At 38.1% G+C, this 26,304-nt stretch carries 25 protein-coding genes and 4 tRNA genes; 28 read left to right on the plus strand and 1 reads right to left on the minus strand.

The window, feature by feature from the left end:
• Positions 1 to 115: 115 nt before the first annotated feature.
• From CKV70_RS04600 to CKV70_RS04680, 17 genes are all read left to right on the plus strand, one after another.
• Positions 116 to 1,741, plus strand: coding sequence for a SulP family inorganic anion transporter (locus CKV70_RS04600; protein ID WP_003732387.1), 1,626 nt, complete (start codon positions 116 to 118; stop codon positions 1,739 to 1,741).
• A 76-nt stretch (positions 1,742 to 1,817) separates the two neighbouring features.
• On the plus strand, positions 1,818 to 3,995 hold the full coding sequence (locus CKV70_RS04605) for a Tex family protein (protein WP_010989610.1): 2,178 nt from the start codon (positions 1,818 to 1,820) through the stop codon (positions 3,993 to 3,995).
• The gene (locus CKV70_RS04610) at positions 3,995 to 4,462 is read left to right on the plus strand and encodes a SprT family protein (protein ID WP_003721466.1); all 468 of its coding nucleotides are present in this window, start codon (positions 3,995 to 3,997) and stop codon (positions 4,460 to 4,462) included. Before CKV70_RS04605 ends, CKV70_RS04610 begins: the two co-directional genes overlap by 1 nt.
• Before the next feature lie 52 nt (positions 4,463 to 4,514).
• Positions 4,515 to 4,587: transfer RNA gene (locus CKV70_RS04615), tRNA-Asn, on the plus strand.
• Between the two features lie 3 nt (positions 4,588 to 4,590).
• Positions 4,591 to 4,678: transfer RNA gene (locus CKV70_RS04620), tRNA-Ser, on the plus strand.
• 151 nt (positions 4,679 to 4,829) lie between these two features.
• Complete coding sequence (locus CKV70_RS04625) at positions 4,830 to 5,270, plus strand: riboflavin biosynthesis intermediates N-glycosidase (RefSeq protein WP_009926861.1); 441 nt, start codon at positions 4,830 to 4,832, stop codon at positions 5,268 to 5,270.
• A gap of 15 nt (positions 5,271 to 5,285) precedes the next feature.
• On the plus strand, positions 5,286 to 5,771 hold the full coding sequence (locus CKV70_RS04630) for an SMI1/KNR4 family protein (RefSeq protein ID WP_014600670.1): 486 nt from the start codon (positions 5,286 to 5,288) through the stop codon (positions 5,769 to 5,771).
• Between the two features lie 54 nt (positions 5,772 to 5,825).
• The gene (locus CKV70_RS04635) at positions 5,826 to 6,218 is read left to right on the plus strand and encodes an iron chaperone (RefSeq protein WP_003721468.1); all 393 of its coding nucleotides are present in this window, start codon (positions 5,826 to 5,828) and stop codon (positions 6,216 to 6,218) included.
• A gap of 144 nt (positions 6,219 to 6,362) precedes the next feature.
• The gene (gene celB, locus CKV70_RS04640; protein WP_012951401.1) at positions 6,363 to 7,649 is read left to right on the plus strand and encodes a PTS cellobiose transporter subunit IIC; all 1,287 of its coding nucleotides are present in this window, start codon (positions 6,363 to 6,365) and stop codon (positions 7,647 to 7,649) included.
• An 80-nt stretch (positions 7,650 to 7,729) separates the two neighbouring features.
• Positions 7,730 to 8,443, plus strand: coding sequence for a GntR family transcriptional regulator (locus CKV70_RS04645; RefSeq protein WP_003724829.1), 714 nt, complete (start codon positions 7,730 to 7,732; stop codon positions 8,441 to 8,443).
• A 197-nt stretch (positions 8,444 to 8,640) separates the two neighbouring features.
• A tRNA-Glu gene (locus CKV70_RS04650) sits at positions 8,641 to 8,712 on the plus strand.
• A gap of 26 nt (positions 8,713 to 8,738) precedes the next feature.
• A tRNA-Asp gene (locus CKV70_RS04655) sits at positions 8,739 to 8,811 on the plus strand.
• A 127-nt stretch (positions 8,812 to 8,938) separates the two neighbouring features.
• Positions 8,939 to 9,319, plus strand: a complete 381-nt coding sequence (locus tag CKV70_RS04660) for an OsmC family protein (protein ID WP_014600671.1) — start codon at positions 8,939 to 8,941, stop codon at positions 9,317 to 9,319.
• Between the two features lie 113 nt (positions 9,320 to 9,432).
• Entirely contained in the window at positions 9,433 to 10,107 is a 675-nt protein-coding gene (locus tag CKV70_RS04665) for a YdeI/OmpD-associated family protein (protein ID WP_003721472.1), read from the plus strand.
• Between the two features lie 131 nt (positions 10,108 to 10,238).
• Positions 10,239 to 10,736: a tyrosine phosphatase family protein gene (locus tag CKV70_RS04670; protein ID WP_014600672.1), complete on the plus strand. Its 498-nt coding sequence runs from the start codon at positions 10,239 to 10,241 to the stop codon at positions 10,734 to 10,736.
• Between the two features lie 35 nt (positions 10,737 to 10,771).
• Entirely contained in the window at positions 10,772 to 12,121 is a 1,350-nt protein-coding gene (gene gorA / locus CKV70_RS04675) for a glutathione-disulfide reductase (RefSeq protein ID WP_012581654.1), read from the plus strand.
• A gap of 28 nt (positions 12,122 to 12,149) precedes the next feature.
• The gene (locus tag CKV70_RS04680; RefSeq protein ID WP_003732396.1) at positions 12,150 to 12,824 is read left to right on the plus strand and encodes a histidine phosphatase family protein; all 675 of its coding nucleotides are present in this window, start codon (positions 12,150 to 12,152) and stop codon (positions 12,822 to 12,824) included.
• 42 nt (positions 12,825 to 12,866) lie between these two features.
• Here CKV70_RS04680 and CKV70_RS04685 read toward each other — a convergent pair whose 3' ends face one another.
• Positions 12,867 to 14,003, minus strand: a complete 1,137-nt coding sequence (locus CKV70_RS04685; protein WP_014600674.1) for an AI-2E family transporter — start codon at positions 14,001 to 14,003, stop codon at positions 12,867 to 12,869.
• A 140-nt stretch (positions 14,004 to 14,143) separates the two neighbouring features.
• Here CKV70_RS04685 and CKV70_RS04690 point away from each other — a divergent pair, with 140 nt between their 5' ends.
• The 11 genes from CKV70_RS04690 (at position 14,144) to vga(G) (ending at position 26,226) form a co-directional block, all read left to right on the plus strand.
• Positions 14,144 to 14,536 carry a GntR family transcriptional regulator gene (locus CKV70_RS04690; protein ID WP_003721477.1) on the plus strand — a complete coding sequence of 131 codons (393 nt, stop codon included), beginning with the start codon at positions 14,144 to 14,146 and terminating at the stop codon, positions 14,534 to 14,536.
• Positions 14,537 to 14,538: 2 nt separating this feature from the next.
• Positions 14,539 to 15,642: a DUF1648 domain-containing protein gene (locus tag CKV70_RS04695; protein ID WP_014600675.1), complete on the plus strand. Its 1,104-nt coding sequence runs from the start codon at positions 14,539 to 14,541 to the stop codon at positions 15,640 to 15,642.
• A gap of 82 nt (positions 15,643 to 15,724) precedes the next feature.
• A complete protein-coding gene (locus CKV70_RS04700; protein ID WP_014600676.1) occupies positions 15,725 to 16,228 on the plus strand; it encodes a GyrI-like domain-containing protein in 504 nt (167 codons plus the stop codon).
• A gap of 113 nt (positions 16,229 to 16,341) precedes the next feature.
• Complete coding sequence (locus CKV70_RS04705; protein ID WP_003721480.1) at positions 16,342 to 17,154, plus strand: formate/nitrite transporter family protein; 813 nt, start codon at positions 16,342 to 16,344, stop codon at positions 17,152 to 17,154.
• Between the two features lie 223 nt (positions 17,155 to 17,377).
• Positions 17,378 to 18,844 (plus strand): NAD-dependent succinate-semialdehyde dehydrogenase, encoded by a 1,467-nt coding sequence (locus CKV70_RS04710; RefSeq protein WP_014930858.1) that lies wholly within the window; start codon positions 17,378 to 17,380, stop codon positions 18,842 to 18,844.
• Positions 18,845 to 18,986: 142 nt separating this feature from the next.
• The gene (locus CKV70_RS04715) at positions 18,987 to 19,292 is read left to right on the plus strand and encodes a PTS sugar transporter subunit IIB (RefSeq protein WP_003721482.1); all 306 of its coding nucleotides are present in this window, start codon (positions 18,987 to 18,989) and stop codon (positions 19,290 to 19,292) included.
• Positions 19,293 to 19,296: 4 nt separating this feature from the next.
• Positions 19,297 to 20,565 (plus strand): PTS sugar transporter subunit IIC, encoded by a 1,269-nt coding sequence (locus CKV70_RS04720; RefSeq protein ID WP_003721483.1) that lies wholly within the window; start codon positions 19,297 to 19,299, stop codon positions 20,563 to 20,565.
• Positions 20,566 to 20,579: 14 nt separating this feature from the next.
• Positions 20,580 to 20,930 carry a PTS sugar transporter subunit IIA gene (locus tag CKV70_RS04725; RefSeq protein ID WP_014600678.1) on the plus strand — a complete coding sequence of 117 codons (351 nt, stop codon included), beginning with the start codon at positions 20,580 to 20,582 and terminating at the stop codon, positions 20,928 to 20,930.
• A gap of 11 nt (positions 20,931 to 20,941) precedes the next feature.
• Positions 20,942 to 22,393, plus strand: a complete 1,452-nt coding sequence (locus tag CKV70_RS04730) for a glycoside hydrolase family 1 protein (protein WP_014600679.1) — start codon at positions 20,942 to 20,944, stop codon at positions 22,391 to 22,393.
• A gap of 72 nt (positions 22,394 to 22,465) precedes the next feature.
• Entirely contained in the window at positions 22,466 to 24,364 is a 1,899-nt protein-coding gene (locus CKV70_RS04735; RefSeq protein WP_014600680.1) for a BglG family transcription antiterminator, read from the plus strand.
• 290 nt (positions 24,365 to 24,654) lie between these two features.
• Positions 24,655 to 26,226, plus strand: a complete 1,572-nt coding sequence (gene vga(G) / locus CKV70_RS04740) for a Vga family ABC-F type ribosomal protection protein (RefSeq protein WP_014600681.1) — start codon at positions 24,655 to 24,657, stop codon at positions 26,224 to 26,226.
• Positions 26,227 to 26,304 lie beyond the last annotated feature (78 nt).

Below are 26,304 nucleotides of genomic sequence, written 5' to 3' on the forward strand. Positions count from 1 at the left end.
GCGCTAGTTTTTTATACTTAATCATGTGATAAATGTCACTTAATAAGCGTGAAGCAACCTTGCTTTGCGTTTTTTTTCGCGCGGATTAAAATACAAATAAGAGAGAAGGAGCAAATTGAAGAAAGTTTTGTTGAATAGTGTAAAAGGTTATACGTGGGCGAGGTTTAGGAAAGACTTGCTTGCGGGTATTATCGTGGGCATTATTGCTTTACCACTAGCGATGTCATTTGCGATTGCATCAGGTGTAAGTCCGGAATATGGGATTTATTCAAGTTTTGTAGCGGGAATAATTGTTTCTATTTTTGGTGGTTCGAAATTTCAAATTGCTGGACCGACTGGTGCATTTATTCCAGTTTTACTAGGAATCGTATTAACTTATGGTTACCAAGATTTACTTGTTGCCGGAATGATGGCAGGGGTTTTACTTTGCCTAATGGGAATTTTTAAAATTGGAACATTAATTAAATTTATACCGCGTCCAGTAACTATCGGATTCACAGCTGGGATTGCTGTCACTATTTTTATGGGGCAAGTGGGTAATTTCCTAGGATTAACTGGAATGGAGAAACATGAATCATTTGTAGCGAATATGAAAGAGATCTGGTTGCATCTTGATTCATGGAATTTCTATAGTGTGCTCATTTCATGTATTTGTATGCTTGTCTTATTTATTTTTCCTAAAATTTTACCGAGAATTCCAGCACCACTTATTGGACTTGTGGTTACGACGGCGATTGCTATGCTGTTTTTCCCGGATGCGCTTCCGACAATTGGATCAGCTTATGGAAATATTCCGAGTACTTTTCCTCCATTTGAATTTCCAGATATGACTTTTGCGAATATGAGTAAATTGATTGGACCGGCTTTTGTTATCGCGATGCTTGGCGGAATTGAATCGCTTCTTTCGGCGGTGGTGGCAGATGGGATGACGAATACAAAACATAATAGTAATCGAGAGCTAATTGGGCAGGGTATCGCAAATATTGTAACGCCAATGTTCGGTGGGATTCCGGCAACAGGAGCTATCGCAAGAACGGCAACCAATATTAATAATGGCGCGACTAGCCGTGTCTCAGGTGTTATCCACGGGGTTTTTGTTTTACTCACTTTACTAGTACTTGCACCAGTAGCTGTCAATATCCCAATTGCAGCAATGGCACCGATTTTAATGTTAGTTGCTTGGAATATGAGCGAACGAAAAACCTTCCAACACATCATTAAGTTGAAATCGGGCGATACTTTAGTGCTGGTTATTACTTTTTTATTAACGGTATTTGCAAGCTTAACTGTGGCAGTCGAAGTTGGTTTACTGCTGGCAGTGGTGCTTTTCGCTAAACAAATGGGAAGTTCAATGCAGATTGAAGAAATCGAACCAGAAGGCGCCGAAATCGCTCCTCATTTACACGAAAAAATTAGTATTTTTACTATTCGTGGGCCATTGTTTTTTGGTGCAGCGCAGATTTTTCAACAAAATATTATCAAAGCAATCCATGTTAAACCAAAATATCTTATCTTGAGAATGGGGAAAGTGCCGATTATTGATGCTACGGCAGAAGGCTATTTCCACCAAATTGAAAAAGAATTTTCGAAGCAAGGCGGGCAAATTTTGATTACTGGACTAACAGATAAAGCGAAAGAAAGTTTGAAGGGTAGCGGGCTTTACGACCGAATCGGCGAAGAACACTTCTTTTCCCATACCGAAGATGCGATTCATTATGCGGAAAATGCTTTAAATAAGTGAGGCGGGTAGCTTTTGTCAGTTGAAACGTAATTATGTTACACTTAGTAGATAATGAAATAATTGGAGGCTATCAAGTATGGAACAAATGCAAGATAAAATAATGAAATTAGTCCAAAAATCGCTAACGTATAAACCAGCGCAAATTAATGCTGTTATCAAATTAATGGAAGAAGGTAACACGGTTCCGTTCATCGCGCGTTACCGTAAAGAAATGACTGGTAGCTTAGATGAAGTAGAAATCCGTGATATTGAAGAAACATTTGAATATGTAACGAAATTAGAAAACCGTAAAGAAGAAATCATTCGCTTAATAGATGAACAAGGAAAATTAACAGATGAACTGAGAGCGGCAATCGTCAAAGCTGAAAAACACCAAGCGCTTGAAGACTTATATCGTCCGTATAAACAAAAGAAACGCACGAAAGCAACAATCGCCAAAGAAAAAGGCTTAGAACCACTGGCTGAATGGCTTATGAGCTTTCCAAGCAATGCCGATCCATTGACAGAAGCTGCAAACTACATTTCAGAAGAAAAAGAAGTGGAATCAGCAGAAGCTGCATTACTCGGCGCGCATGAAATTATTGCCGAACAAATCAGTGATGAGCCTAGTTTCCGTGAATGGATTCGTAACTTTACACGCAAATTCGGGATGATTGAATCCAGAGCGAAAAACGCCGAAGCAGACGAAAAAGGCGTGTACGAAATGTATTATGAATTTAACGAAATGATTGGAAAAGTAGCTAGTCACCGTATTCTTGCTTTTAACCGCGGGGAAAAAGAAGATATTTTACGTGTACAAGTCCAAGTGGATACAACAAAAATCTTCCAATATTTATTTGAAAAAGTTATCCAAAATCGCAATTCTGCAACTCGTCCTTATGTAGAAGAAGCTATTTTAGATGCCTATAAACGCTTTATTGGTCCAGCAATTGAACGTGAAATTCGCGGCGAACTAACAGACAAAGGTGAAGAACAAGCCATCCACATTTTCTCCGAGAACTTGCGCAAATTGCTATTACAACCACCTTTAAAAGGGAAAATCATCCTTGGGGTCGATCCGGCTTTTAGAACAGGTTGTAAATTCTCTGTGTTAGATCAAACGGGGAAAGTGCTTGAAATCGGTGTTGTTTACCCACATACGGCTAAAGCACGTCGTCCAGAAGCGAAACAAAAAATTGCAGAAATTTTATCAACATATCAAGTAGAAGTTATCGCGATTGGTAACGGAACGGCATCACGTGAAACAGAGCAATTTATTGTGGAAGTGATTCGTGAATCGAACTCCAATGCTTATTATTGTATTGTAAATGAAGCTGGTGCGAGTGTGTATTCCGCGAGTGAAACAGCTCGCGAGGAGTTCCCAGATTATCAAGTAGAAGAACGTAGCGCAGTTTCAATTGGACGCCGTTTGCAAGATCCACTAGCAGAACTTGTGAAAATCGATCCGAAATCTGTCGGTGTAGGACAATATCAACATGACGTAGCACAAAAACGTTTAAATGAAACACTAACTTTCGTCGTTGAAACGGCCGTCAACCAAGTCGGTGTCAACGTAAATACAGCATCCGCCTCTCTTTTACAATATGTTGCTGGTTTGAATAAAACAGTTGCAAATAATATCCGTAAATATCGCGAGGAAAATGGTTCGTTTGCTTCTCGTAAAGAGTTGAAAAAAGTTCCTCGTCTAGGCGCGAAATCATATGAACAAAGTATCGGCTTCTTACGTATTTTAGAAGGCGAAAACCCGCTTGATAAAACAGCGATTCACCCTGAAAGTTATAAAGCAGCAGAACAAATTGTTAAAGCAGCTGGTTTTGGCTTAAAAGATATCGGCAGCGAAGATTTAAAAGCGGCATTACAAGCGCTTAGTATCCCAGAAGAAGCAGAGAAATTAACCATTGGTAAAGAAACCATGCGCGATATCATTGATAACTTAATTGCTCCTGGTCGCGACCTTCGTGATGAACTTCCAGCACCACTTTTAAAACAAGATGTTATTTCGATGGAAGATTTAAAACAAGGAATGGAATTACAAGGAACAGTTCGTAATGTAGTTGACTTTGGCGCTTTTGTTGACATTGGTGTGAAACAAGACGGCCTTGTGCATATTTCAAAACTAAGTAATTCATTTGTTAAAAACCCGATGGATGTCGTTTCAGTAGGAGACGTTGTAACGGTTTGGGTCGATGAAGTGGATACAAAGAAAAATCGTATTGCTTTAACTATGCTAAATCCTAATGGAAGTGTTAAATAATGAATCAAGCAGAATTGCAGCGACACATGGAAGAAGTGTCGCTGCAATTTTTCCAAAAAGAATTTCGCCACCAAGCCGTGTTTAATGCGCGCTTACGAACCACTGGGGGACGTTATTTGCTAAAAAGTCATAATATCGAAATGAACCCCAAGTACCTAGAAAACTTTGGATTAGCGTACTTTATCGGGATTATGAAGCACGAACTATGTCATTATCACCTTCATTTAGAGAAAAAAGGCTATCAGCATCGCGATCAAGATTTCCGCGAGTTATTAAAAAAAGTAGACGCACCGAGATTTTGTGCAACGATACCACGTGAAATTACCATGCATGAATATACATGCAAAAGTTGCGGGAAGTCCTTTTTAAGACAACGCAGATTCAATGTGAACCGTTATCGCTGTGGCAGTTGCGGTGGAAAACTAATTCAAACTGACTCCAAGAAAATTTATACAGAAAACCCGTGAAAAGTCTTGCATTTTCGCCCGATTCTGCGTATACTAGTGGAAGTCAGATAATTCCACAGTAGCTCAGTTGGTAGAGCAATCGGCTGTTAACCGATCGGTCGCAGGTTCGAGTCCTGCCTGTGGAGTTTGGGGAAGTACTCAAGTGGCTGAAGAGGTGCCCCTGCTAAGGGTATAGGTCGCTCGCGCGGCGCGAGGGTTCAAATCCCTCCTTCTCCGTAATAAATTATTAAGACATTGTTTAGGAAACTAAGCAGTGTTTTTTTTTGTGGAAAATCGCGATGGATTTGCCTCTATATGTATGCTAAAGTTATTTTGAAAGATAAGCTCAAGTTGCAAAAAACATAACGTCAATACTCGGAGGTGCAAAATGAAGGTTATCCATTTTTATAGTGAAAATGCGGACTATGGCTGTTTCTCTAATTTCTCTTTACATCCAGTTGTCATAGACGGCGTGACTTACCCAACTACAGAACACTATTTCCAAGCACAAAAATTTATAGATAAAAAAATTATTAAAAAAGTAATTAATACGAAAAAACCAATAGATGCAGCAAAATTGGGTAGAAATAGAGACTTCCCACTGCGAAAAGGCTGGGAAAGTATGAAAGACGAAGTGATGTTAAAAGCAATCAGAGCAAAAGTAGAGCAACATTCGGAAGTGAAAGAAATGCTTTTATCCACAGAGAATGCTATTTTAGTGGAACATACGGAAAATGATCATTATTGGGGCGACGGCGGAGATGGCTCTGGAAAAAATCGTCTAGGCAAGATTTTGATGAAAGTCAGAGATGAATGGAGTTCTAAATAGTGGGAGGTAGCTTAAATGGAACCAATAAATCATTTTTTTGAATGGGCTAAAAATAATAATTGGCAAGTAGATTTGTCTGCTGTAGAGAAAAACTTGCCAGAGCAGATTTTTAAGAGATATGGAAAGTTGCCAGATGCATATAAGGCCTTTTATAGACAACTTAACCTCTGTAGCAATGCGGGGGACACTTGTTGGTTTTTATCGGAAGAAGATTTTTTAGAGAATGAGGATGACGCCTTTTCGTGGAATTCTTTTGAACAAATGAGTTTAGAAGCAGCAGAAGGCGATAAAAATTTAGAAAATAAAGTAAGACTATTTTGGAATGCACATTTACCAATTATGATGAGTGTTGGCGGTTGTTATGAATATTATGCTATCACTTTAAATGACGGAAGTGTTGTTCATGGTTCGGAACCAGAGTTTGAAGAAAGTTCGATTGTAGCAGACTCGTTCGTGGATTTTTTACTGAAAATCGTGGCTGGTGAAATGGTGATAAGTTAAAATTAATTAGGAAATTTGCTATAATAAAAAAAACGTTTCAGAAAGGAAAGGACTATGGATAATAAACTAGAATTTACAACGATTGATGAATATATTACCCAAGCGCCACCGGAAACAAAAGAAGTGTTGCAAAAAATCAGAGAAACCATTAAAGCAGCTGCACCGGAAGCAACAGAGAAAATCAGTTATCAAATGCCGACTTTTTATTTGGAAGGAAACCTGGTGCACTTTGCTGTTGCGAAAAATCATTACGGGTTTTATCCAGCTTCTAGTGGCATTGCGGCATTCGAATCTAAGCTCGGAAATTACAAGCATTCAAAAGGCGCTGTGCAATTCCCAATCAAAGAAGAAGTTCCTTACGAGTTAATTAAAGAAATGACGCTTTTCCGACTAGCAGAAAATAAACAAAAAGCAGCAGAAAAGCTAGCAAAGAAGAAGAAAAAATAAGAAGGAGACTTTCATTGTGATGATGAAAGTCTTTTTTGTTTGGTCTTTTATTTTGAAAAGACTAGACATTTAACATTAAATGAGTATAATAATAAATAGAAAACGTTTTCTTTTTAGAAAAATATCATGTTTGGGGGAAGTAAAGTGAATAAGTTTATGGAGTTACTTGGGGAAAAGTTAATGCCTCTTGCTGCAAAACTAGGAGAGAATAGGTACTTAACCACTTTAAGAGATGCATTCATGTTGGCATTTCCGCTAACAATGTTTGGTTCGATTGCGGTGGTTTTAATGAATCTACCGTTTTGGAGTGATGAAACGAAGGCAGTTTTACAGTTGTATCTTGGGAATGCCCAAAGCGCCACGATGAGTATTATGACTGTCTTTGTTGTTTTTGGAATTGGATATTCACTATCTAAATATTATAAAGTTGAAGCAATTTATGGGGGGGCAGTTGCCCTTGCAAGCTTCTTGATTTTAACGCCATTTTTCTTTAATAGTCCTGATGGAGAGCTTATTACTGGAGCACTTTCGTTAGATCGACTTGGGGCAAAAGGAATGTTTATCGGAATGATTACTGGGTTTATTGCTGCAGAATTATATCGATTTTTTGTTCAACGGGATTGGACAATCAAAATGCCTGCAGGAGTGCCACCTGCTGTAGCTAAATCATTTGCAGCACTTATTCCAGCTATCTTAACATTAAGTATTTTTTTAGCAATTAATGTTATTGTACAATTCTTCTTCCATACAAACTTACATGATGTTGTTTATACTGTTATTCAAAAGCCTTTAGTGGGGCTTGGTTCAGGAATTGTTCCAACACTAATCGCTTTATTTTTTGTCCAAGTATTATGGTTTTTCGGCCTGCATGGTCAAATCATTGTCAACTCGGTAATGGACCCGATTTGGAATACGTTAATGCTTGAAAATTTAGATGCCTATAAAGCTGGACTCCCATTGCCACATATTATTACGAAACCATTTATGGAAGTATTTACTGTTGGTATGGGCGGATCAGGGATGACTTTAGCAGTCGTTATTGCATTAGCATTCTTAATGAAAAGTAAGCAAAGTAAAGAAATTGGCCGATTAGCTCTTGGGCCTGGAATTTTTAACGTTAATGAGCCAGTACTTTTTGGTATGCCAATTGTATTAAATGCTACGATTTTAATTCCATGGATTATTGCACCTTTGATTGTAACTACCCTGAATTATTTCGTAATGGCAGCTGGTATTGTTCCTGCTCCAACCGGGGTTGCTGTTCCTTGGACGGTGCCAATTGTAATCAATGGTATTCTCGCAACCAATTCATGGCTAGGTGGGGCGCTTCAAGTAGTCGACTTCTTCATCGTCCTCATTATCTGGTATCCGTTCTTAAAACTAGTCGATCGTACAAATATTGCGAGAGAATCAGAGGCGGCTATCAAATAAGTTATGTTTTCCTTTTCGATATGCTATAATTTGACTAGAAATGACTAGACATTTTTAATTCAAGTGAAGGAGCGATCGAATTGGTTAAGTATGAATTGATTGCAGCAGATATACGCGAAAAAATAAACAACGGTACTTACCCACCAGAATCCATTCTTCCTGATCAAGTGAGCTTATGTAAAGCCTATGATTGTAGCAGAATGACTATAAAAAAAGCCTTTGACGTTTTAGCGCTTGAAGGACTTGTTTACAGACAACGGGGTGCAGGAACTTTTGTCATGAAAAATGCCTTAGCTAATAAGCAAGACGCGAGTTTGCGGGATTATGATGGTTTGACAAAAATGATGGGAGACAACCGAATCTCGAGTAAAATTATTGCATTCGATATTGCCTTCCCAGATGAAAAAACACAAGAACAACTTTTAATAAAAGCAGATCAACCGGTTTACAAATTGATTCGTTTACGGCTCTTGGACGGCGCACCATATGTGTTAGAGCATACAACGATGCCGGCAGATTTAGTTCCTGGTTTAACGAAAGAAATTTTGCATCATTCGATTTATGCATACTTACAAGACTCACTGGGACTCGTGCTAAGCGGTGCCTTTCGGAAAATTAATGCCGATAAGCCATCTGAATATGATCAAGAATATTTAGCGTGCGGGGAACACGACCCAGTTTTAGAAGTGGAGCAAGTAGTGTATTTGAAAGATGGTAGACCAGTGGAATATTCTAGATCAAGACATCGCTATGATACAAGAAGTTTTATTATGGTTGACCACCGAGAAAAGTAAAATAAAGTCAGCATGCCCGTAAAGCATAGCTGACTTTGTTTTATGGAGGTAAAAATGTATAAAAAACTTCCGATGAAAAAAATGTAAATAAAATTAGAAAAAGCCGTTGACAGTCACTCAGATTATGTTATAATAAAAAAGCTGGTGTAAGAGAAATGAATTCAATTGAATATATATTCATTTTTCGTTTTTTATCTGGCCCGTTGGTCAAGCGGTTAAGACACCGCCCTTTCACGGCGGTAACACGGGTTCGAATCCCGTACGGGTCACTTTTTTATTCATTTTTTATACATATGGTTCCGTGGTGTAGGGGTTAACATGCCTGCCTGTCACGCAGGAGATCGCGGGTTCAAATCCCGTCGGGACCGCTCAAAAAGAATCCAAGCAAAACTTGGGTTCTTTTTTTCGTACAGGAAATTGGACACAGCTTTTTATTTGAGCTATAATCTTATTATTCATATAAGAATTGTAAGAATTAAATTGGAGGAATGAATCATGGATTTAGTGAAAAATGGGAAAGTATTGGAACTTGTACATCCAAGTGGAAACTGGACATTAATTAAAGAAGAAGGTTTTTCTCCAGTTCAAATAACTGTTGCGGCGGTTGCTGCTTGTAGCGGATATGTCTATCAAACATTACTTGAGAAAAAACGAATTGATATAAATGATTTAAGCATTCATACCGATTACGAGCAAGATCAAGAAAGTGCTGTGCATGTGTTAACGAAAATTAATGTTACTTTCACAGTTGATTTAGTGGATAAAAGTAACCAAGCGAAAGCCGAAAAAACAGTGCATTTAGTTAAAGATGCCTGCCCGGTTGCGAAAAGTTTAGACCCGTCGATTGAAATTAATGAGATTGTTGTTTTTAAATAAAATGATTTATAGACCAAGCCGTGGTGCTTGGTTTTTTTTCATCTAGTTTGGCTTGATTACTTAAAGGGAAGGCTATATACTGAAACCAAACAATACAAACGAGGTGCTGGAATATGGCAGAGAAAACAATAGTAGAAAAATTACAACTGGCTAAATATAAAGAAGCAGTCATCCTAAATCAACCAGATGGAGCGGATTATTTCCAAAATCTAGCAAATTACGAAGAAAAACTAGCAGACAAACAATACGATTTAATTTTCGATTTTGTTGAAACGCTAGAAGAATTAATTACGTTCGTGCAAAAAGTAATTGCTGAAAATAAACTTTCCGTGGATGGATATTTATTCTTCGCTTACCCTAAAAAAGGCAATAAAAAGTTCGCTACATATGTACACCGCGATGAATTAATGCCAGCGCTTAAAACCGATGAAGAAGGCTACGTCGATGGCAGCACACTCAAATTCACGCGAATGGTTGCACTCGATGAAACGTACACGGTTGTTGGGCTAAAAGAAGCAACAAAACTAAAAGCAAAAGGCGTTAAGAAAAATAATCCTTCCGCAGATGAATACGCCGACCATGTACCTCTAGTCGCAGAATTTCTAGCAGACAAAGACGATTTACAAGTCTTCTATAACAATCTAGCGACAGGATACCAGCGTGTATGGGCGCGCTATATTTACTCTGCCAAACAACCAGCCACACAAGAAAAAAGACGTTTAGAGATGGTCGATATTTTGAGTCAAGGTTATAAAACAAAAGATCTTTACCGCCAAGGGAAAAAATAACCAGATAATTTTATTTGGTTATTTTTTATGTTTGAAACTGCTTCTTTATGTAAAAGTCTCTAGGCGTGATAGAATAGAAGAGGAATAAGACGAAGGAAAATCTTGTTGCACTGGAAAAGGGGACATGCAGGATGGCGAATTATATTAACAAAGAAAGGCGCCAAATTGATTTTGATCCATTTGATTTACGGATAATTGCCGTACCAGAAGTAGTAGCGGTGCAGTTTAAGCCGCGCTCAGAGCATACTTTACTTATTCGTATTGCGGATGTCGGCGCAACCTATCAGCCACTCAAACACGAATCACTTTTTGAAGCTATTTTGCCCGTTCATTTTAATGATATTAACGAAGAAGATGACTACTGGGGATTAAGTGACAAAGAGCAAGCAGAGATGAAGCTATTTAATGAGGTGCATCGCGAGTTGATTTATGATTTTGTGGATGAGCACCCAGATTTTACGCAGATTGTTGTCCATTGTCACGCTGGAGTCAGCCGAAGTAGCGCGGTTGCTATGGGAATTGCGGAACATCTAGGGGACACGGACACGTATAATAAGCTTCAAGTGATAAAACGTTATTTACCAAATCCGCGGGTTCTCGCGATTATGCGGGGCGAAGCGTATTTATAAAAACGAAAACGAAGAAATGTTAGGAGAGATTTTGTATGGAAAAGCATTATGATTATATTGCGATTGGCGGCGGAAGTGGCGGAATTGCTTCGATTAATCGCGCAGCCATGCACGGAGCAAAATGTGCATTAATTGAACCAAAATTTTTAGGTGGAACTTGTGTAAATGTTGGTTGTGTTCCGAAAAAAGTCATGTGGTACGGCGCACAAATTAAAGAAGCGATGGATTTATACGCAGATGCTTATGGTTACCAAGTGGACGCGAGCTTCAACTTCCAAAAACTAGTCGAAAATCGAGAAGCCTACATTGAACGGATTCGAGGTTCATACAAAAATGGGCTTGATAATAATAAAGTAGAATGGATTAAAGGTTATGCCGAATTTGTCGATGAAAAAACATTGCGCGTAAACGGCGAACTAGTGACAGCGGATCATATTTTAATTGCAACAGGCGGCGAACCAGCGCTTCCTTCTATTCCGGGCGCAGAATTCGGCATCACATCAGATGGCTTTTTTGCATTAAAAGAACTTCCGAAAAAAGTGGCGGTTGTTGGCGCGGGCTACATTGCAGTTGAGCTAGCTGGTGTATTACAACAACTTGGCTCAGAAACGCATTTGTTTGTACGGAAACATGCACCACTCCGAAATTTCGATCCACTTTTAACAGATACACTAACCGAAATTATCGAGCAATCGGATATGACGTTGCATAAACACGCCGTTCCGCAAAAAGTCGAAAAAAATCCAGATGGCAGTTTGACGTTGAGCTTAGAGGATGGCCGCACAGAAACCGTTGATACGCTTATTTGGGCGATTGGACGTAAACCTGTCATCCAAGGTCTTCAAATCGAAAAAGCGGGCGTAGAACTTCTAGAAAGCGGACATATCGCCGTAGATAAATTCCAAAACACCAATGTAGCTGGGATTTATGCGGTTGGCGATGTAACGGGTCATTATGAATTAACTCCAGTCGCAATTGCAGCGGGCCGCCGTTTATCAGAACGCCTTTTCAATAACAAAAAAGATGCACATTTAAACTATGAAAATATCCCAACCGTCGTATTTAGCCATCCAGCTATCGGAACAGTTGGTCTAACAGAACCAGAAGCAATCGAAAAATATGGCAAAGAAAATATCAAAGTGTACACTTCAAGCTTTACCTCAATGTATACAGCCATCACAGACCACCGCGAACCTTGTCGAATGAAATTAATTTGCGAAGGGAAGACAGAGCGCGTCATTGGCTTGCACGGGATTGGTTACGGTGTGGACGAAATGATTCAAGGATTCGCTGTTGCTATTAATATGGGCGCAACAAAAGCCGATTTCGACAATACAGTCGCTATCCACCCAACAGGATCCGAAGAATTTGTTACAATGAAATAGAAAACAACGATGGAGGAGGAAGTACGTAATGGGAAAAAAATTATCACTTTATTTTGTAAGACATGGTCAAACCTACTTAAACAAAAATTTGCGCATGCAAGGCTGGGCTGATACGCCACTGACACCAGAAGGAATTGAAATAGTAAAAGAAAGCGGTCGAGGTCTTGCTGAAACAGAGTTCGTCGCAGCATATTCAAGTGACTTACACCGTACAATCGCGACAGCTGGCCACTTGCTTAAAGAAAATAAACACGCATTCGGCTTAACGCTTGAGCCATTAAGTGAATTTCGGGAAACTTTCTTCGGCTCCTACGAAGGTGAAAAAGGCGATGTTGCCTGGAACGAAATTGCACATCATATGGGATATGCGAATCAAGAAGAGCTATTCCAAAAAGCCGATGTGCGCGAAACAATGAACGGTACAAAAGCGGCTGATCCAACCGGAGATGCGGAAGATTTCATGACATTTTGGACGCGCGTAGAACAAGGTTTCTTACACGTTATCAATCGTCATAGAGAAACTGGCGGAAACGTCCTTATCGTCGCTCACGGAAACACTATTCGTAACATCGTCCACGAACTAGAACCATCCATGGACGAAGCGGTTATCCTCGACAATGCAAGTGTTACTGTACTAGCTTACGAAAACGGCTTATTCAAATTAGAACGTTTAAATGACACCTCTCATTTTAAAAAAGCATAGAAAAAACGAGCTTTAGGAAGTAGTTTCCCAAAGCTCGTTTTTTTATTTTTTCGGTGTATCCGGATCAGGAAGATTATTATCAATCGCCAGCTGACCTCGCCGCAATTTAATTAAACGATTAACATTCACGATAATTGTTTTCACAACCGCATAAAGTGGAACACCTAAAATCATTCCAAAGATTCCTGCTAAGTTTCCAGCAACAATCAAGATAATGATAATAGTTAGTGGGTGAATCGATAGAGATTTACCCATAATATATGGAGAAAGTAAGTTAGAGTCAATTTGTTGCACAATCGTTACGACAACAATAACGAGCAGTGCTTGGACTGGAGAAGTAAATAGCGCCACGATAACTGCTGGAGCTGCTCCAATGAATGGTCCAAGATAAGGAATAATATTCGTCGCACCAGCAATGAACCCGAAAAGAAGGGCATACGGTTGACCAATAATTAAGTACCCAATGAAAGTAAATAAACCAACAAACATACAATCAATTGCTTGTGAACTAATGTAAGTAGAGATTGTTTTGTTCATTTCTTTAATAATTTGTTTTGCTTCAGAACGAATACCAGCCGGGAAAAATTTACCAGAGGATTCAACGAACTTATGACCATCTTTAAACATATAAAAGACGATAAATGGTACAGTTACAAGAATCATGACAAAACTAGAGACAAAGGAGACAATGGCTCCAAAACTAGAAGCTACCCCATCAACGACCACAGACATGATTTTTGGTAAGGAAATGTTGAGCTTCTCAAGTTCTTGTTTCATATCTATATCTTTTAATGCAGAATTATTCGAGAGACCTTGCAGCCATTTTTCAAAATCTTGCCAGTAACCTGGTATTGCTTTTGCAAGTTCAGCTACTTGGTCAGCAAGCGTTGGACCGAGTTGCATTACTGCAAGAACAACAAGCGTGATAAAAGCGATAAAAATTACAATAACACTCAAAAGTCGAGGTACTTTTCTTTTTTCTAAAAATAATACAAGTGGGTTAAATAAATAGAATAGGAACCCTGCTACTAAAATCGGCATAAATAATGTAGAAACTATGATGCCGATTGGTGAAAATATGTACTTCATTTGTAATAGAACGAACAAAATAGCTACAACCGCTAAAATTTCAATTGTCCAAAAAAATAATTTACTATCTCGAAATCGTGAAAACTTCAAATTCTCCCCTTCTTTCTAAAACCTTATTGATAAATTTTATAGTACCATTAACTGCTTTAAATAGCCACTGAATTACTGCTATTGACGTAGAAGTATATGTGTTATACAATATATATAACAGTTGAAGGAGAGGTGTTTCTATGTTACTTGCAATTGATCTTCAATCAGACGAGCCAATTTATACACAAATATGCAATCAAATCATCGAAGGCATGGCGAAACGGGAACTTTTACCAGGAGACAAATTACCTTCTGTTCGGAGTCTTGGTGCAGATATCGGAATTAATTTTCATACTGTAAACAAGGCCTACCAAATTTTAAAACAAGAAGGATTTATTCAAATACATCGTCAAAAAGGAGTGGTTATTCATCCGGATGGGGTAGCTAAGGCAGATGAGCTATTTTTTACTAAATTACAAACGAAGCTAAAACCACTCATCGCGGAATCGGTTGTGCGCGGTGTCACCGAAGAGAAGTGGCTCGAAGTAAGTAAAGCAATTTTTGACGAAATGCATGGACGGAGAGTGGAGTAGAAATGGAAATTATCATTTATATTTTTGTCAGTATTGCTATCATTTCACTGCAAGCAATAACCCCTTTTGTAATAAGAAAATCAGAATGTTTCGGAGTAAATGTTGGCGAACGTGCTAACCGGAATGCAGAATTAACACAGTTAAAAAAACAATATGTTGGGCAAGTGATTTTGTGGACCTCTTTCGTTGCTATTATCGGAATCGCGTTAATTCAAGGCTTTCATTCGAGTGAAAATACGCAAGCTGGTATTTTTATTGCTTCGATGTTTAGTCAATTAATCGTTTCTTTTATTATTTATTATCGCTTTCACCACACAACTTTACAGTGGAAAAGAGACAAAATAGAAGCTGGAGAAATTTCGACTAATTCTATTATAATGGTAGACACTAGTTTTCATCGCAGAAAAATGGTTATTTCGTATACATGGTTTATCGTGCCACTGCTTATTTTCATTATTACACTTGCGATTACAGTCGTATTTTATTCAACAGCCCCCGTTGATTTTCCTATCCATTTTGATATGAGCGGAACCGTGACAGATACAGTCGCCAAATCACCTAGAGTCGTATTGTTACTACCAATGATGCAGCTAGGAATGATTGCATTGTTTATCTTTATTAATTTTGTTATTGCACGGAGCAAACAAACGGTAGAGAACGAAAACCCTACTAATTCATTAAAACGAAATATGTTATTTAGACAGATTTCTAGTAAAGCTATGTTAATTATGTGTACGATAATGGTGATTGATTTTCTTATCATGCAAGTAGTCACATTACTTGCACTTCCAGCTGAATGGATGATGGTAACGATGATTATTTCTGTTGTCTTAATTTTGTTTGGGACTGTCCTCCTTGCTGTAAAAGTAGGACAAGGCGGTAGCAGACTCAAATTTGCTGACCAACCTGATGGTGTCAATAAACCAATTCGGGATGATGATTCCTTTTGGAAAGCAGGCGTTATTTATTTTAACCGAAATGATCCAGCCTTATTTGTAGAAAAACGTTTTGGGATTGGTTGGACGATTAATACAGCTCGCCCGGTTGCTTGGCTATCTTTTGTAATTATTATCGCTGTCATAATTCTTATTAGCATCTTGTTTTAACTTGCCCTCAGGCGGGTATTTATTATATGGTATGCGGATAAATTAGTTTGTGTGAGATGCTTTTGTAAAGGAGTAGATTATTATGGCGATTAGATTAAAGCGACTGGAGGAATGGGAAGGATTTACTGGTATTGCACTCGTTCGAGAAGGTCTTAAAGCAGAAGCACTTCACACAGAAATAAAAACTACCTTCAAAGAAATACTTCAACTTGCGCGAGAACTAGATGACTTTTCCAAGCAAAAAATTTTTTATGGGATTTCTGTCCATAATATAGAAGACGGAATAACGCATTATTCGGCAATACCGGTCGAACAAAAATATTCTAATTTAAAAGAACCGCTTGAGTGGATTGAAGTGCCAGCGCATACGTATTTTGTAGCAGAGCATATTCAGGATACCGATATAGGTGAAAGCTATGAAGAGATTGCCAGAGCCATTCAAGAAAAAAATTATAAACCTTATATTACGGCGAATAATCCTGTTTTTGATCCACTACCATTTAAACTGGAAGTGTATACGAAACAAGGAAGCGACGAAACAAATATCGAAATTAGAATTCCTGTCGTGAAAGAATTGCATACGTAAGAAATAGCCTGGGACTTTTGTTCTGGGCTTTTTTATACTAGCAAGCTGTTTTTGAGTGTGCTATAATAAAAACGCTATTTTGTGATTATTTTAACAAGAAGGAAGGGATTCATGTGGGATATTACAGCCCGCAGGAAGTAACAGAGATTACGATTGAAAAAGGAACCCAAAAAGCAAATTCAAGTACATTAACACTTGTGTTGTTAGGCTTTTTAGGTGGAGCTTTTATATCTCTTGGTTACTTATTATACATACGTGCAGTAGGAACAATGCCTCACGAATGGGGAAGCTTTGCAACGCTCATTGGCGCCAGTCTTTTTCCGGTTGGCCTCGTTTGTATTTTGCTAGGTGGAGGAGAATTAATTACCGGCAACATGATGGCTGTTGCAATTGCTTGGTACGACAAAAAGATTTCCTTCCAACAATTACTTAGAAACTGGGCGATTGTGTCTGTCATGAACTTAGTGGGCGCATTTTTTGTCGCTTACTTCTTCGGACATTTCGTTGGCTTAACAGAAGGCGATTTCTTACCCAAAACGTTAGCTACAGCTGGCGCAAAAATTAACGATCCTTTCTGGGTTGCCTTTGTTTCAGGAATTGGTTGTAACTGGTTTGTTGGGATTGCTGTTTGGCTTTGTTACGCGGCCAAAGATTTCGCAGGAAAAATCCTTGGTATTTGGTTCCCGGTTATGGCATTTGTTGCTATCGGATTTCAGCACGTTGTTGCCAATATGTTTATTATTCCAGCTGCTATTTTTGCTGGTTACTATTCATGGGCAGATTTTATTTGGAACGTCATCCCGGTTTACCTAGGGAATGTAGTCGGCGGAGCAGTTTTTGTTAGCCTATTCTACTTCCTTGCTTATAAGAAAAACGCGCCTAAAAAGGTAAAAGAAGAAATACACCAACCAATTGAAGAAAATTAAGATAAAAAAGCTAGTTACATTCGATGTAGCTAGCTTTTTTTTGAAAAAAATAAAAAATTTTTAAAGCTATTACGATTCCCGCCATGTTGGGATAGAATGACTTTTTCCAAAAGTTATTTTGCTAGTTGAAAAGAAAAATCCTGATTAAATTTTTCGATTTGTGGAAAACACTATTATAAGCAACGAGAGCACGTGCAGAAAAATTTTTTGAGGAGTGGTATTTTTGAGTATTAAAGAAACAGCATTACCAAAAGTTCAAACAAAATTATTTATTAATGGAAAATGGACGGATGGAGATAATAAAGAAACAAAAGATATTGTAAATCCAGCAAACGGAGATGTTATTGCAAAAATCGCTCAAGCTGGACCAAGTGAAACAAAAAAAGCTATTAAAGCGGCAAAAGATGCATTTCCTGATTGGGCAAAAATGGAACTAGCTGACCGTGTCAAATTATTACACAAAATTGCCGATTTAATGGAAGAAAAAGCAGATACGTTAGCAAAAATTATGACGCTTGAACAAGGTAAACCGCTAAAAGAATCAAAAGGAGAAGTCTTAACTGGCGTAGAAAACTTCCGATTCGCTGCGGAAGAAGCAAGAAGATTATATGGGGAAACTATCCCAGCGCCAAACAATCACGCATTTATCGTCAAAAAACAACCAATTGGCGTAGTTGCGGCCATTACTCCGTGGAATTTCCCAGGTGGTATGGTGACACGAAAACTTGCACCAGCGCTTGCAACCGGAAATACAATCGTATTAAAACCATCCGGAGATACGCCGCTTTCAGCCCTAGCTATCTTTGAAATTTTTGAAGAAGCCGGCTTGCCAAAAGGTGTTGCCAATATCGTTATGGGTAGCTCCAAAGAAATCGGCGAAACGTTAACTGACAGTGATGATGTTCGTAAACTAACTTTTACCGGCTCCACGAAAGTCGGTCAAACACTATTCAAACAATCAGCCGAAACACTGAAAAAAATCTCGCTCGAACTTGGTGGACATGCGCCATTTATCGTATTTGATGATGCGAACCTGGATGCTGCTGTAAATGATTTAGTTGCAGCGAAATTCCGCAATAACGGTCAAGTATGTGTATCGCCAAACCGAATTTTTGTTGCCAAAGAAATTAAAGAAAAATTCACTAAGGGGCTAGTTGCGAAAGTAGAACAACTAAAAGTAGGTAACGGTTTAGATGATGTGAACGTTGGTCCACTTATCCGCGAAGATGCGATTGACAAAATCGACAAACAACTTAAAAATGCCACAGATAAAGGTGCCAAAGTCTTAACTGGTGGCGGCCGTTTAACAGGTTCCGACTATGACAAAGGGAACTTCTACAAACCAACTGTCTTAGATAACGTTACCCGTAAAATGGATATTTTCTACGAAGAAACATTTGGTCCAGTAATCCCGCTCATCACATTTGAAACGGAAGACGAAGCAATCGAAATGGCGAATGACAGCGAATTTGGTCTTGCTTCATACTTCTATACAAAAGACTTAGCTCGCGTAGAAAAAGTAGGTGCGGCATTAGAATATGGTATGGTAGGTGCAAACGAAATTGCGATTTCTAACCCAGAAACCCCATTTGGCGGTGTTAAACATTCTGGTTTCGGTCGCGAAAACGGCCACTACGGTATGGAAGAATACATCCAAGTGAAATTCATTAACTTAAAATATCGTGACTAACACAAGCTATTAAGAAACTCCTTCGCTTCATGCGGAGGGGTTCTTTTTTATGCAGTTTCCTACCAGTAGGAAAAAAACATATTTGTAAGCGGATTCAGCCATTTATATAATAAAAGTAAGTTAAGGAAAGGGAGGATACAAAATGAAAAACATTTTACTCATTTGTGGGTCAGGAGCTTCAAGTGGATTCATGGCAGCAGCAATCAGAAAAGCAGCAAAAAAACGTGGAGAACAAGTGACGGTGAAAGCAGCCAGTGAGTCACAAATAGATGAAAGAATTAATGAAATTGATTACTTATTAATCGGGCCGCACTTAGCTTATATGCTGGATGACTTAAAACAAAAAGTAGCCGATAAAAATGTTTTAGTATCAATTATTCCGCAAGCAACTTATGGCACACTTAACGGTGAAAAAGCACTGGATCTCATTTTAACTATGGAGGGATAACACGATGAACAACAAAGTGATGGATTTTATGACAAATAAATTTGCTCCAAAAGTAAATAAAGTTGTTAAAAATCCTTGGGTATCAGCAATTCAAGATGCAATTATGTCTGCGCTTCCGCTCGTTTTTGTCGGTTCTTTAGTCACCATCGTTTCATTACTTAAAAATTTATTTCCCGGCATGCCTGACTTTTCGATGATAAGTAATTTTTCCTTTGGGATGTTCGGATTAGTTGTAGCATTTCTAATTCCCTACTATCTGATGGAGAAAAAAGGGAATAGCAGTCAAAAGTTGATTTCTGGCGCAACTGGACTTGTACTATTTTTAATGCTACTATTTCCAACTATTTCAGCTGACGGGGATGCAGTTTTCATTTTATCTCGATTTGGCGCGACCGGGATGTTCTTATCAATCACAACTGGATTATTTGTTGGTTGTGTGATGAACTTTGCTGCGAAGCGATCATTTTTCAGTGAAGATACGCCAATTCCGGATTTTGTTGTCGGGTGGTTCAATAGTTTACTACCAATTACATTTATTTTAATTGTTGGTTGGTTAATTACGGTTCAATTTAACATTGACTTCTTTGAAGTAATTGTTGCAGTGTTTAGCCCACTCGCGTCAATTGTACAATCTTATCCAGGCTTTGTGCTTTCGGTTTTCATTCCAGCATTTCTTTATACATTCGGGATTTCTGGTTGGGTAATGATGCCCGCGATTTACCCGGTTTATATGGCAGGACTCGCAGAAAACTCACAAGCTGTAGCAAATGGAGCGAGCGCATCAAATATCGCAACACAAGAAACAGTTTATGCTTTAATTTCAATAGGCGGGGTGGGTACAACCTTATCACTCTCGATTATGATGCTGATTTTAAGTAAATCTTTACAGCTAAAAGCAATCGGAAAAGCAGTCATCGTCCCATCAATTTTTAACATTAACGAACCATTATTCTTCGGGGCACCAATTGCCTTCAACCCATACTTAATGATTCCAACGTGGATTAATGCTTTTCTAGTACCGAGTATTGCTTACTTTGTGATGTCAATGAACCTAGTAAGTATTCCCGCGCAATCATTCTTACTTTGGTATATGCCTTACCCAGTAACATCTTACTTAGCAACACAAGACTTCCGTGGGGTTATTGCTTGTTTAGCGATTATCGTCATCACATGGCTTGTCTACTTGCCATTCTTTAAAGCGTACGATAATTCACTACTCAAACAAGAAAAATTAGATGCAGTCGAAACAGAGAAAGAAATGGTAACAAATTGATTGGAGGAAATAAAATGTCAGAGCAAGACTATGTTGAAGAAACAGATAGCTTAAATGAGCTATCCATGAATATATTAATCCATGCTGGAAATGCAAGAAATGATTTAGTGAAAGGTCTTAATCATTTAGAGGAACTAGAGTTTAACGAAGCCGAGGAATTTATCGCCTCTGCTAAAAGAGAAATTGTCATCGCGCATAGTCTGCAAACAGATACACTTCAACTAGAAGCATCAGGCAATCAAATCCGTTATTCCACGCTGTTCTGTCATGCACAAGATACACTCATGACGGCCAAAAGTGAAATATTAATTGGCGAGCATATGCTACGTTTATTCAAAAAAGTGACCGAACTTACGAAAAAATAGGAGGTACGAGCATGTTTGAAAATTATCAATTTCCGAAAGACTTTTTATGGGGAGGAGCTATCGCAGCCAACCAAGCAGAAGGCGCATTTAAAGTAGATGGAAAAGGAATTAGTTTAGCAGATTTGCACAAATATCATAAAGGTAAAACAAATGATGAAATCAGTGAGGAACAACATAAAGGAGTAAGTTTGGCTGATATCAAAGCAAGTATGGAAGATAAAGTGAACTATTATCCGAAACGCCACGGTATCGACTTTTATCACACGTATCCAGAAGACTTGGCTTTGCTTGCTGAAATGGGTTTTAAAACATTCCGAACTTCACTGGACTGGACACGGATTTTTCCAACTGGCGAAGAAACGAAACCAAATGAAGCGGGATTAAAATATTATGACCAATTAATCGATAAAATTATCGAACTTGGCATGGAGCCAATTATTACGATTTTACATTACGAAACTCCCGTAGAAATTGTTTTAAATCATGGCGGGTGGCACAATCGTAAAGTCATTGATTTATTTGAGAAGTACGGCAAAACAGTACTTGATCGCTACAATAAAAAAGTAAAATATTGGATTGTCATTAACCAAATTAATTTAATTCAATTCGAACCATTTAACTCTACTGCGATTCCATACGATGCAGTTGATGATTATTTATCCGCAACATATCAAGCAGTTCACAATCAATTTGTCGCAAGTGCAAAAATTTATGAATACGGAAAGGCACTGAACCCTGATTTAATGATTGGTACAATGCTAGCTGATTGTACGGCCTATCCATTCTCATGCGATCCGGATGATATCGTCCTCGCAATGAAACGTAATCGTATGGAATATTTCTTCGCAGATGTGCAGTTCCAAGGCGAATATCCACAATATGCGCTTAACTACTTCGAAGAAAATAATATTCATATTGAAATTACAGAAGAAGACAAAGCTATTTTGCAAAAAAATACCATGGATTATCTAGCGCTTTCCTATTATTATTCACAAATGGTAGATTCCAAAAGAAATGATTTGGACCCAGCTTCGATTGCACCAAACCCGCATCTTAAAGCTAATCCGTGGGGCTGGGCAGTCGATCCAAAAGGGCTATATAATGCTCTGTCACAATACTGGGATAGATACCATAAACCAATTATTATTGCTGAAAATGGTTTCGGCATGTATGACAAATTGGAAAATGGCGAAATCCACGATGATTACCGAATCGATTATTTATCCGCCCATCTAAAAGAAATGAAACGTGCTATGTATGATGGCGTAGAAATAATCGCATATTGCGCTTGGGGACCGATTGATATCGTCAGCTGTTCTTCCGCACAAATGGAAAAAAGATACGGTTTCATTTACGTTGATTTAGATAACGAAGGAAACGGCACAGGCAAAAGAATTAAAAAAGACAGCTTTTCATGGTATAAAAAAGTAATAGAGTCTAATGGGGAAGACTTAGAAGCTTAATGTAACAGAGCGCCAGTTGTGGTAGTTGATAGCTAATACAACTGGCTTTCGGTATATAGGGGGTAACAAAAAATGGATACTCAAAAAGAAATACTAGCTTATTTACACAAACAGGAAAATAAGTGGGTTACCTCAAATGAGTTAGCAGCTTTTTGCGAGTGTACGACACGAACCATTCGCAACAACATATACAAAATTAACGAAGTAACACCGAATTTAATTAATTCCACAAAGCAAGGCTATCAAATCAATCTGAATATTCCATTTGAATTTCAATCGGAAAGTGATGTAACAGAACGAAAGTCAAAGCTCTTACTTGAATTAATTAAAAACTCCACTAAAGGCGTTGACCTTTTTGAGCTCGCTGACATTTTATACATTTCAGAAGTGACCTTAAAAAAAGACATTCAACAACTAAAAAATGAGTTAAAAGAGGCTGATGTCAAAATCGTCATCAGTAAAGATCGCATCAAATTAATCGGAAAAGAACGCGCCAAACGAAAATATATGATTTCCTTACTATACGAAGAAGGAGGATATCGTGAAAGTATCAAAAGTCGCATTCAAGAAATGATAGAATTTGTCTCTATCGACAAACTGCAAAACATCGTAAAAGAAGTTTTAGCGCAAGAATCTATTACAACCAATCAATATTCGATGATGAACATTGTCTTACATTACGCCATTAGCATCGTTCGAATCCAACAAGGGAATACACTCATCGAAACGCAAAAAACACTCATCCGAAAACACTCCAAAGAATACGAAATATCGAAAAAAATTGCTAAAATTCTTTCGGAAGAATACCAAATCCATTTTTCAGAGGCAGAAACAAAACAACTCGGACTTTTATACGTTGGTCTTCAAAATGAACAATCTGCTAACGCCAATCATGGCGAACTGGACCAATTTGTAGACAAAAAAATCATCGACGCACTTAAAATCGTGCTCGCTAATGTGGAAGAAACTTATCTCATTGACCTCCAAAACGAGCAACTTTTCATCAAATTAGCTATTCACGTCCAAAGTCTATACTATCGCTCACGCTACAAAGCTTATACAAGAAATTTAAGCCTACTTGATATTAAAACTTCCTACCCAGTAACTTTTGACATTGCCGTTTACATTTCTTCTTTGCTACAAGAAAAACTAGCGATTGACTTTAACGAAGATGAAATTTCCTTTATCGCGCTCCATATTGGCTCTTTTCTAGAAAGTGAAAACCGTGATTATATTCGCTTGGAAATCGGCCTTCTTGTCGACGATTATCATGATTTAAGAACCAATATGCTGAAAAAACTGCGCGCACGATTTGAAAATGAAGCTACCATCGAACTGATAGAAAACGAGGATTACGAAGAAAATTTTGATATCATTTTAACGACAAACCGAGATGTTGCCCTTGAAAAGGCAGGTTCAATTTTTATACATCCTTTACTGACGACCAAAGATATCAAAAAAATCACTAGCCGAATCCAAACAAAGAAAAAAATCTTGGAAAATAATATAAGAGGCCAGCAAATTGATCGCTATATCGTTCGTTCCCTCTACTCGAACCAAATTGACCCTTCAGAACTTACACCTGCAAAAATTAGAGAGCAAATGATTTCTAAAATGGAAAAACAAACCTTCGTCACTCCAGAGTTTAAAGAAAAAGTTGAAAAAAGGGAACAAATGGCGCCAACAAGCTTTCCGTCCGGTATTGCTATACCACATTCTATCAAGAATGATGCCCTCCAAAGTGGTGTATCCATAATGACTTTGCAAGAACCAATTTATTGGAATGATGTCAAAGTAAAAATAATCGCCCTCGTCGCCATCAGCAAAAAAGATGCAACAGAGTTCAACGATTTCTTTGAAAAATTTGTAGGAATTGTCTCCGAACCAATCAACACCAAACGTTTATCAATGGTGGAAAGCTTCGAGGAGTTCATCCGGAAACTAAAAATGATGATGGAAGAAAGTGAATAAATTCCCACAATGTAAGCCGTGTATTTCAAACGACACGGCTTATAAAGGTTGAAGTAACAATAAAATTGCGCTATAATATAACCATCAAATGAAAAGGAGTGTTATCTTAAGCCAATGAAATTCTAATCCTGTATTATATGAAAAAATGAAGAAAGCTATCCACTTCTCGGATAGAAACTATTTTTTCGGACGGGATTCGTATGTTCATTTCGCATGATAACTCTTGCTATAGGCCTTTTTGGCGTAGCCCCGCGGATTCCTCTCTGAAAATATTCAGGAGGTTATTTTTTATGTCTACAATCGAAATAAATCAATTAAAAATAGAAGTAGCAGATAGAGTTTTAGTAGAAATTCCTCATCTGCTAGTTAGTAAAAAAGCAAGAATCGGCATCATCGGTCAAAATGGTCTAGGAAAAACAACACTAATGGAAGTGATTGCTGGCGCTAAAGAAGCAACATCTGGCTCTGTGACTACACAAGGAAAACTTGCGTACATCAAACAACTTTCCACGGATACGAGTACGAAAAGTGGCGGCGAAAAAACAAGAAAAGCAATTCAACATGCGATGCGCCAAAATCCAAGTGTTCTCCTAGCAGATGAACCGACAAGTAACCTTGATGTCGAAAGCGTCAAACATTTAGAACGCCAGTGGAGCGATTTTTACGGTGCGCTCATAATTATCTCGCATGACCGCGCTTTTTTAGATGCACTTTGTACAGAAATATGGGAAATCAAAAACCAAAAAATTCACGTGTACAAAGGAAACTACCACGCGTATTTAGAACAAAAACAACAACAAGAAAACCAAGCAGAACTTGCATATAAAGAATTTAAAAACAAAAAGAAACAATTACAAGCCTCCCAAACGTATCATGAAATCGAAGCCGGCCGCATCGTTAAACCAGGGAAACGGCTAAACAACAAAGAAGCCAGCGCATTTAAAGCCGGAAAAGGCACACAACAAAAGAAACAACACAGTACCATCAAAGCTTTAGAAAAACGAATTGAACGACTTGGTAATGTTGAAAAACCACATACAACTAAACCAATCAAAATTATCACCCCAGACAATCGCGTTATAAAAAAAGGCAACACGATACTAAGTGCCAAAGAAACAGCTTACGAAATTGCCGGACGAAAACTATTTGAAACAAAAGCTTTTTCTATTAAAGCAGGGGATAAAGTGGCGCTGATCGGTGAAAATGCAAGTGGGAAAACTACATTTTTAAAAGAAATAATCCAAGAAAATCCTAATCTCTTATGTAATCCCCAAGCGAAAATTGCTTATTTCGACCAAGAATTGAATGGATTAAACCAAACGAAATCCCTATTAGAAAACATCTCGAAAATTAGCGTTCAAACCAAGCAAGTAAACAGAGAAGTACTAGGTAGTATGCATTTTAAAGAAAGCGATTTGCATAAGGAAGTGCGCATGCTCTCTGGCGGGGAACGAGTGAAGTTGCTGCTCAGTATGCTCCTTGTTAGTGACGCCAATTTCTTGATTCTTGATGAACCAACCAACTATTTGGATATCTATGCAATGGAAGCGCTGGAAACGTTAATTAAACAATTTGCGGGGACAGTACTATTCGTTTCGCATGATAGAACTTTTGTTAATCATGTGGCAGAACAGCTACTCGTCATTGAAAATAATGAAATGACTTTCCACCGGATGACTTTCGCGGAATATGAAGAAAGTAAAGCACCAAGTCGCATTACAGAAGAAGATAAATTGATTTTAGAAATGCGCATGTCAGAAATTGCGGCCAAACTTATGCAACCCAATTTAAAGCCCGCAGAAAAAGCCATGCTCGAACAAGATTATCAAGAAATTATCACAAAAAGACAACAATTTAGTTAAATTGTTGTCTTTTTATTCAAGCTAAATAAAAAATATAGTCATTTATCTTTTACTTGATTTCTGCAAAAGATAGGCTTA

The organism is Listeria monocytogenes, from assembly GCF_900187225.1.
Taxonomy (GTDB): Bacteria; Bacillota; Bacilli; order Lactobacillales; family Listeriaceae; genus Listeria; species Listeria monocytogenes.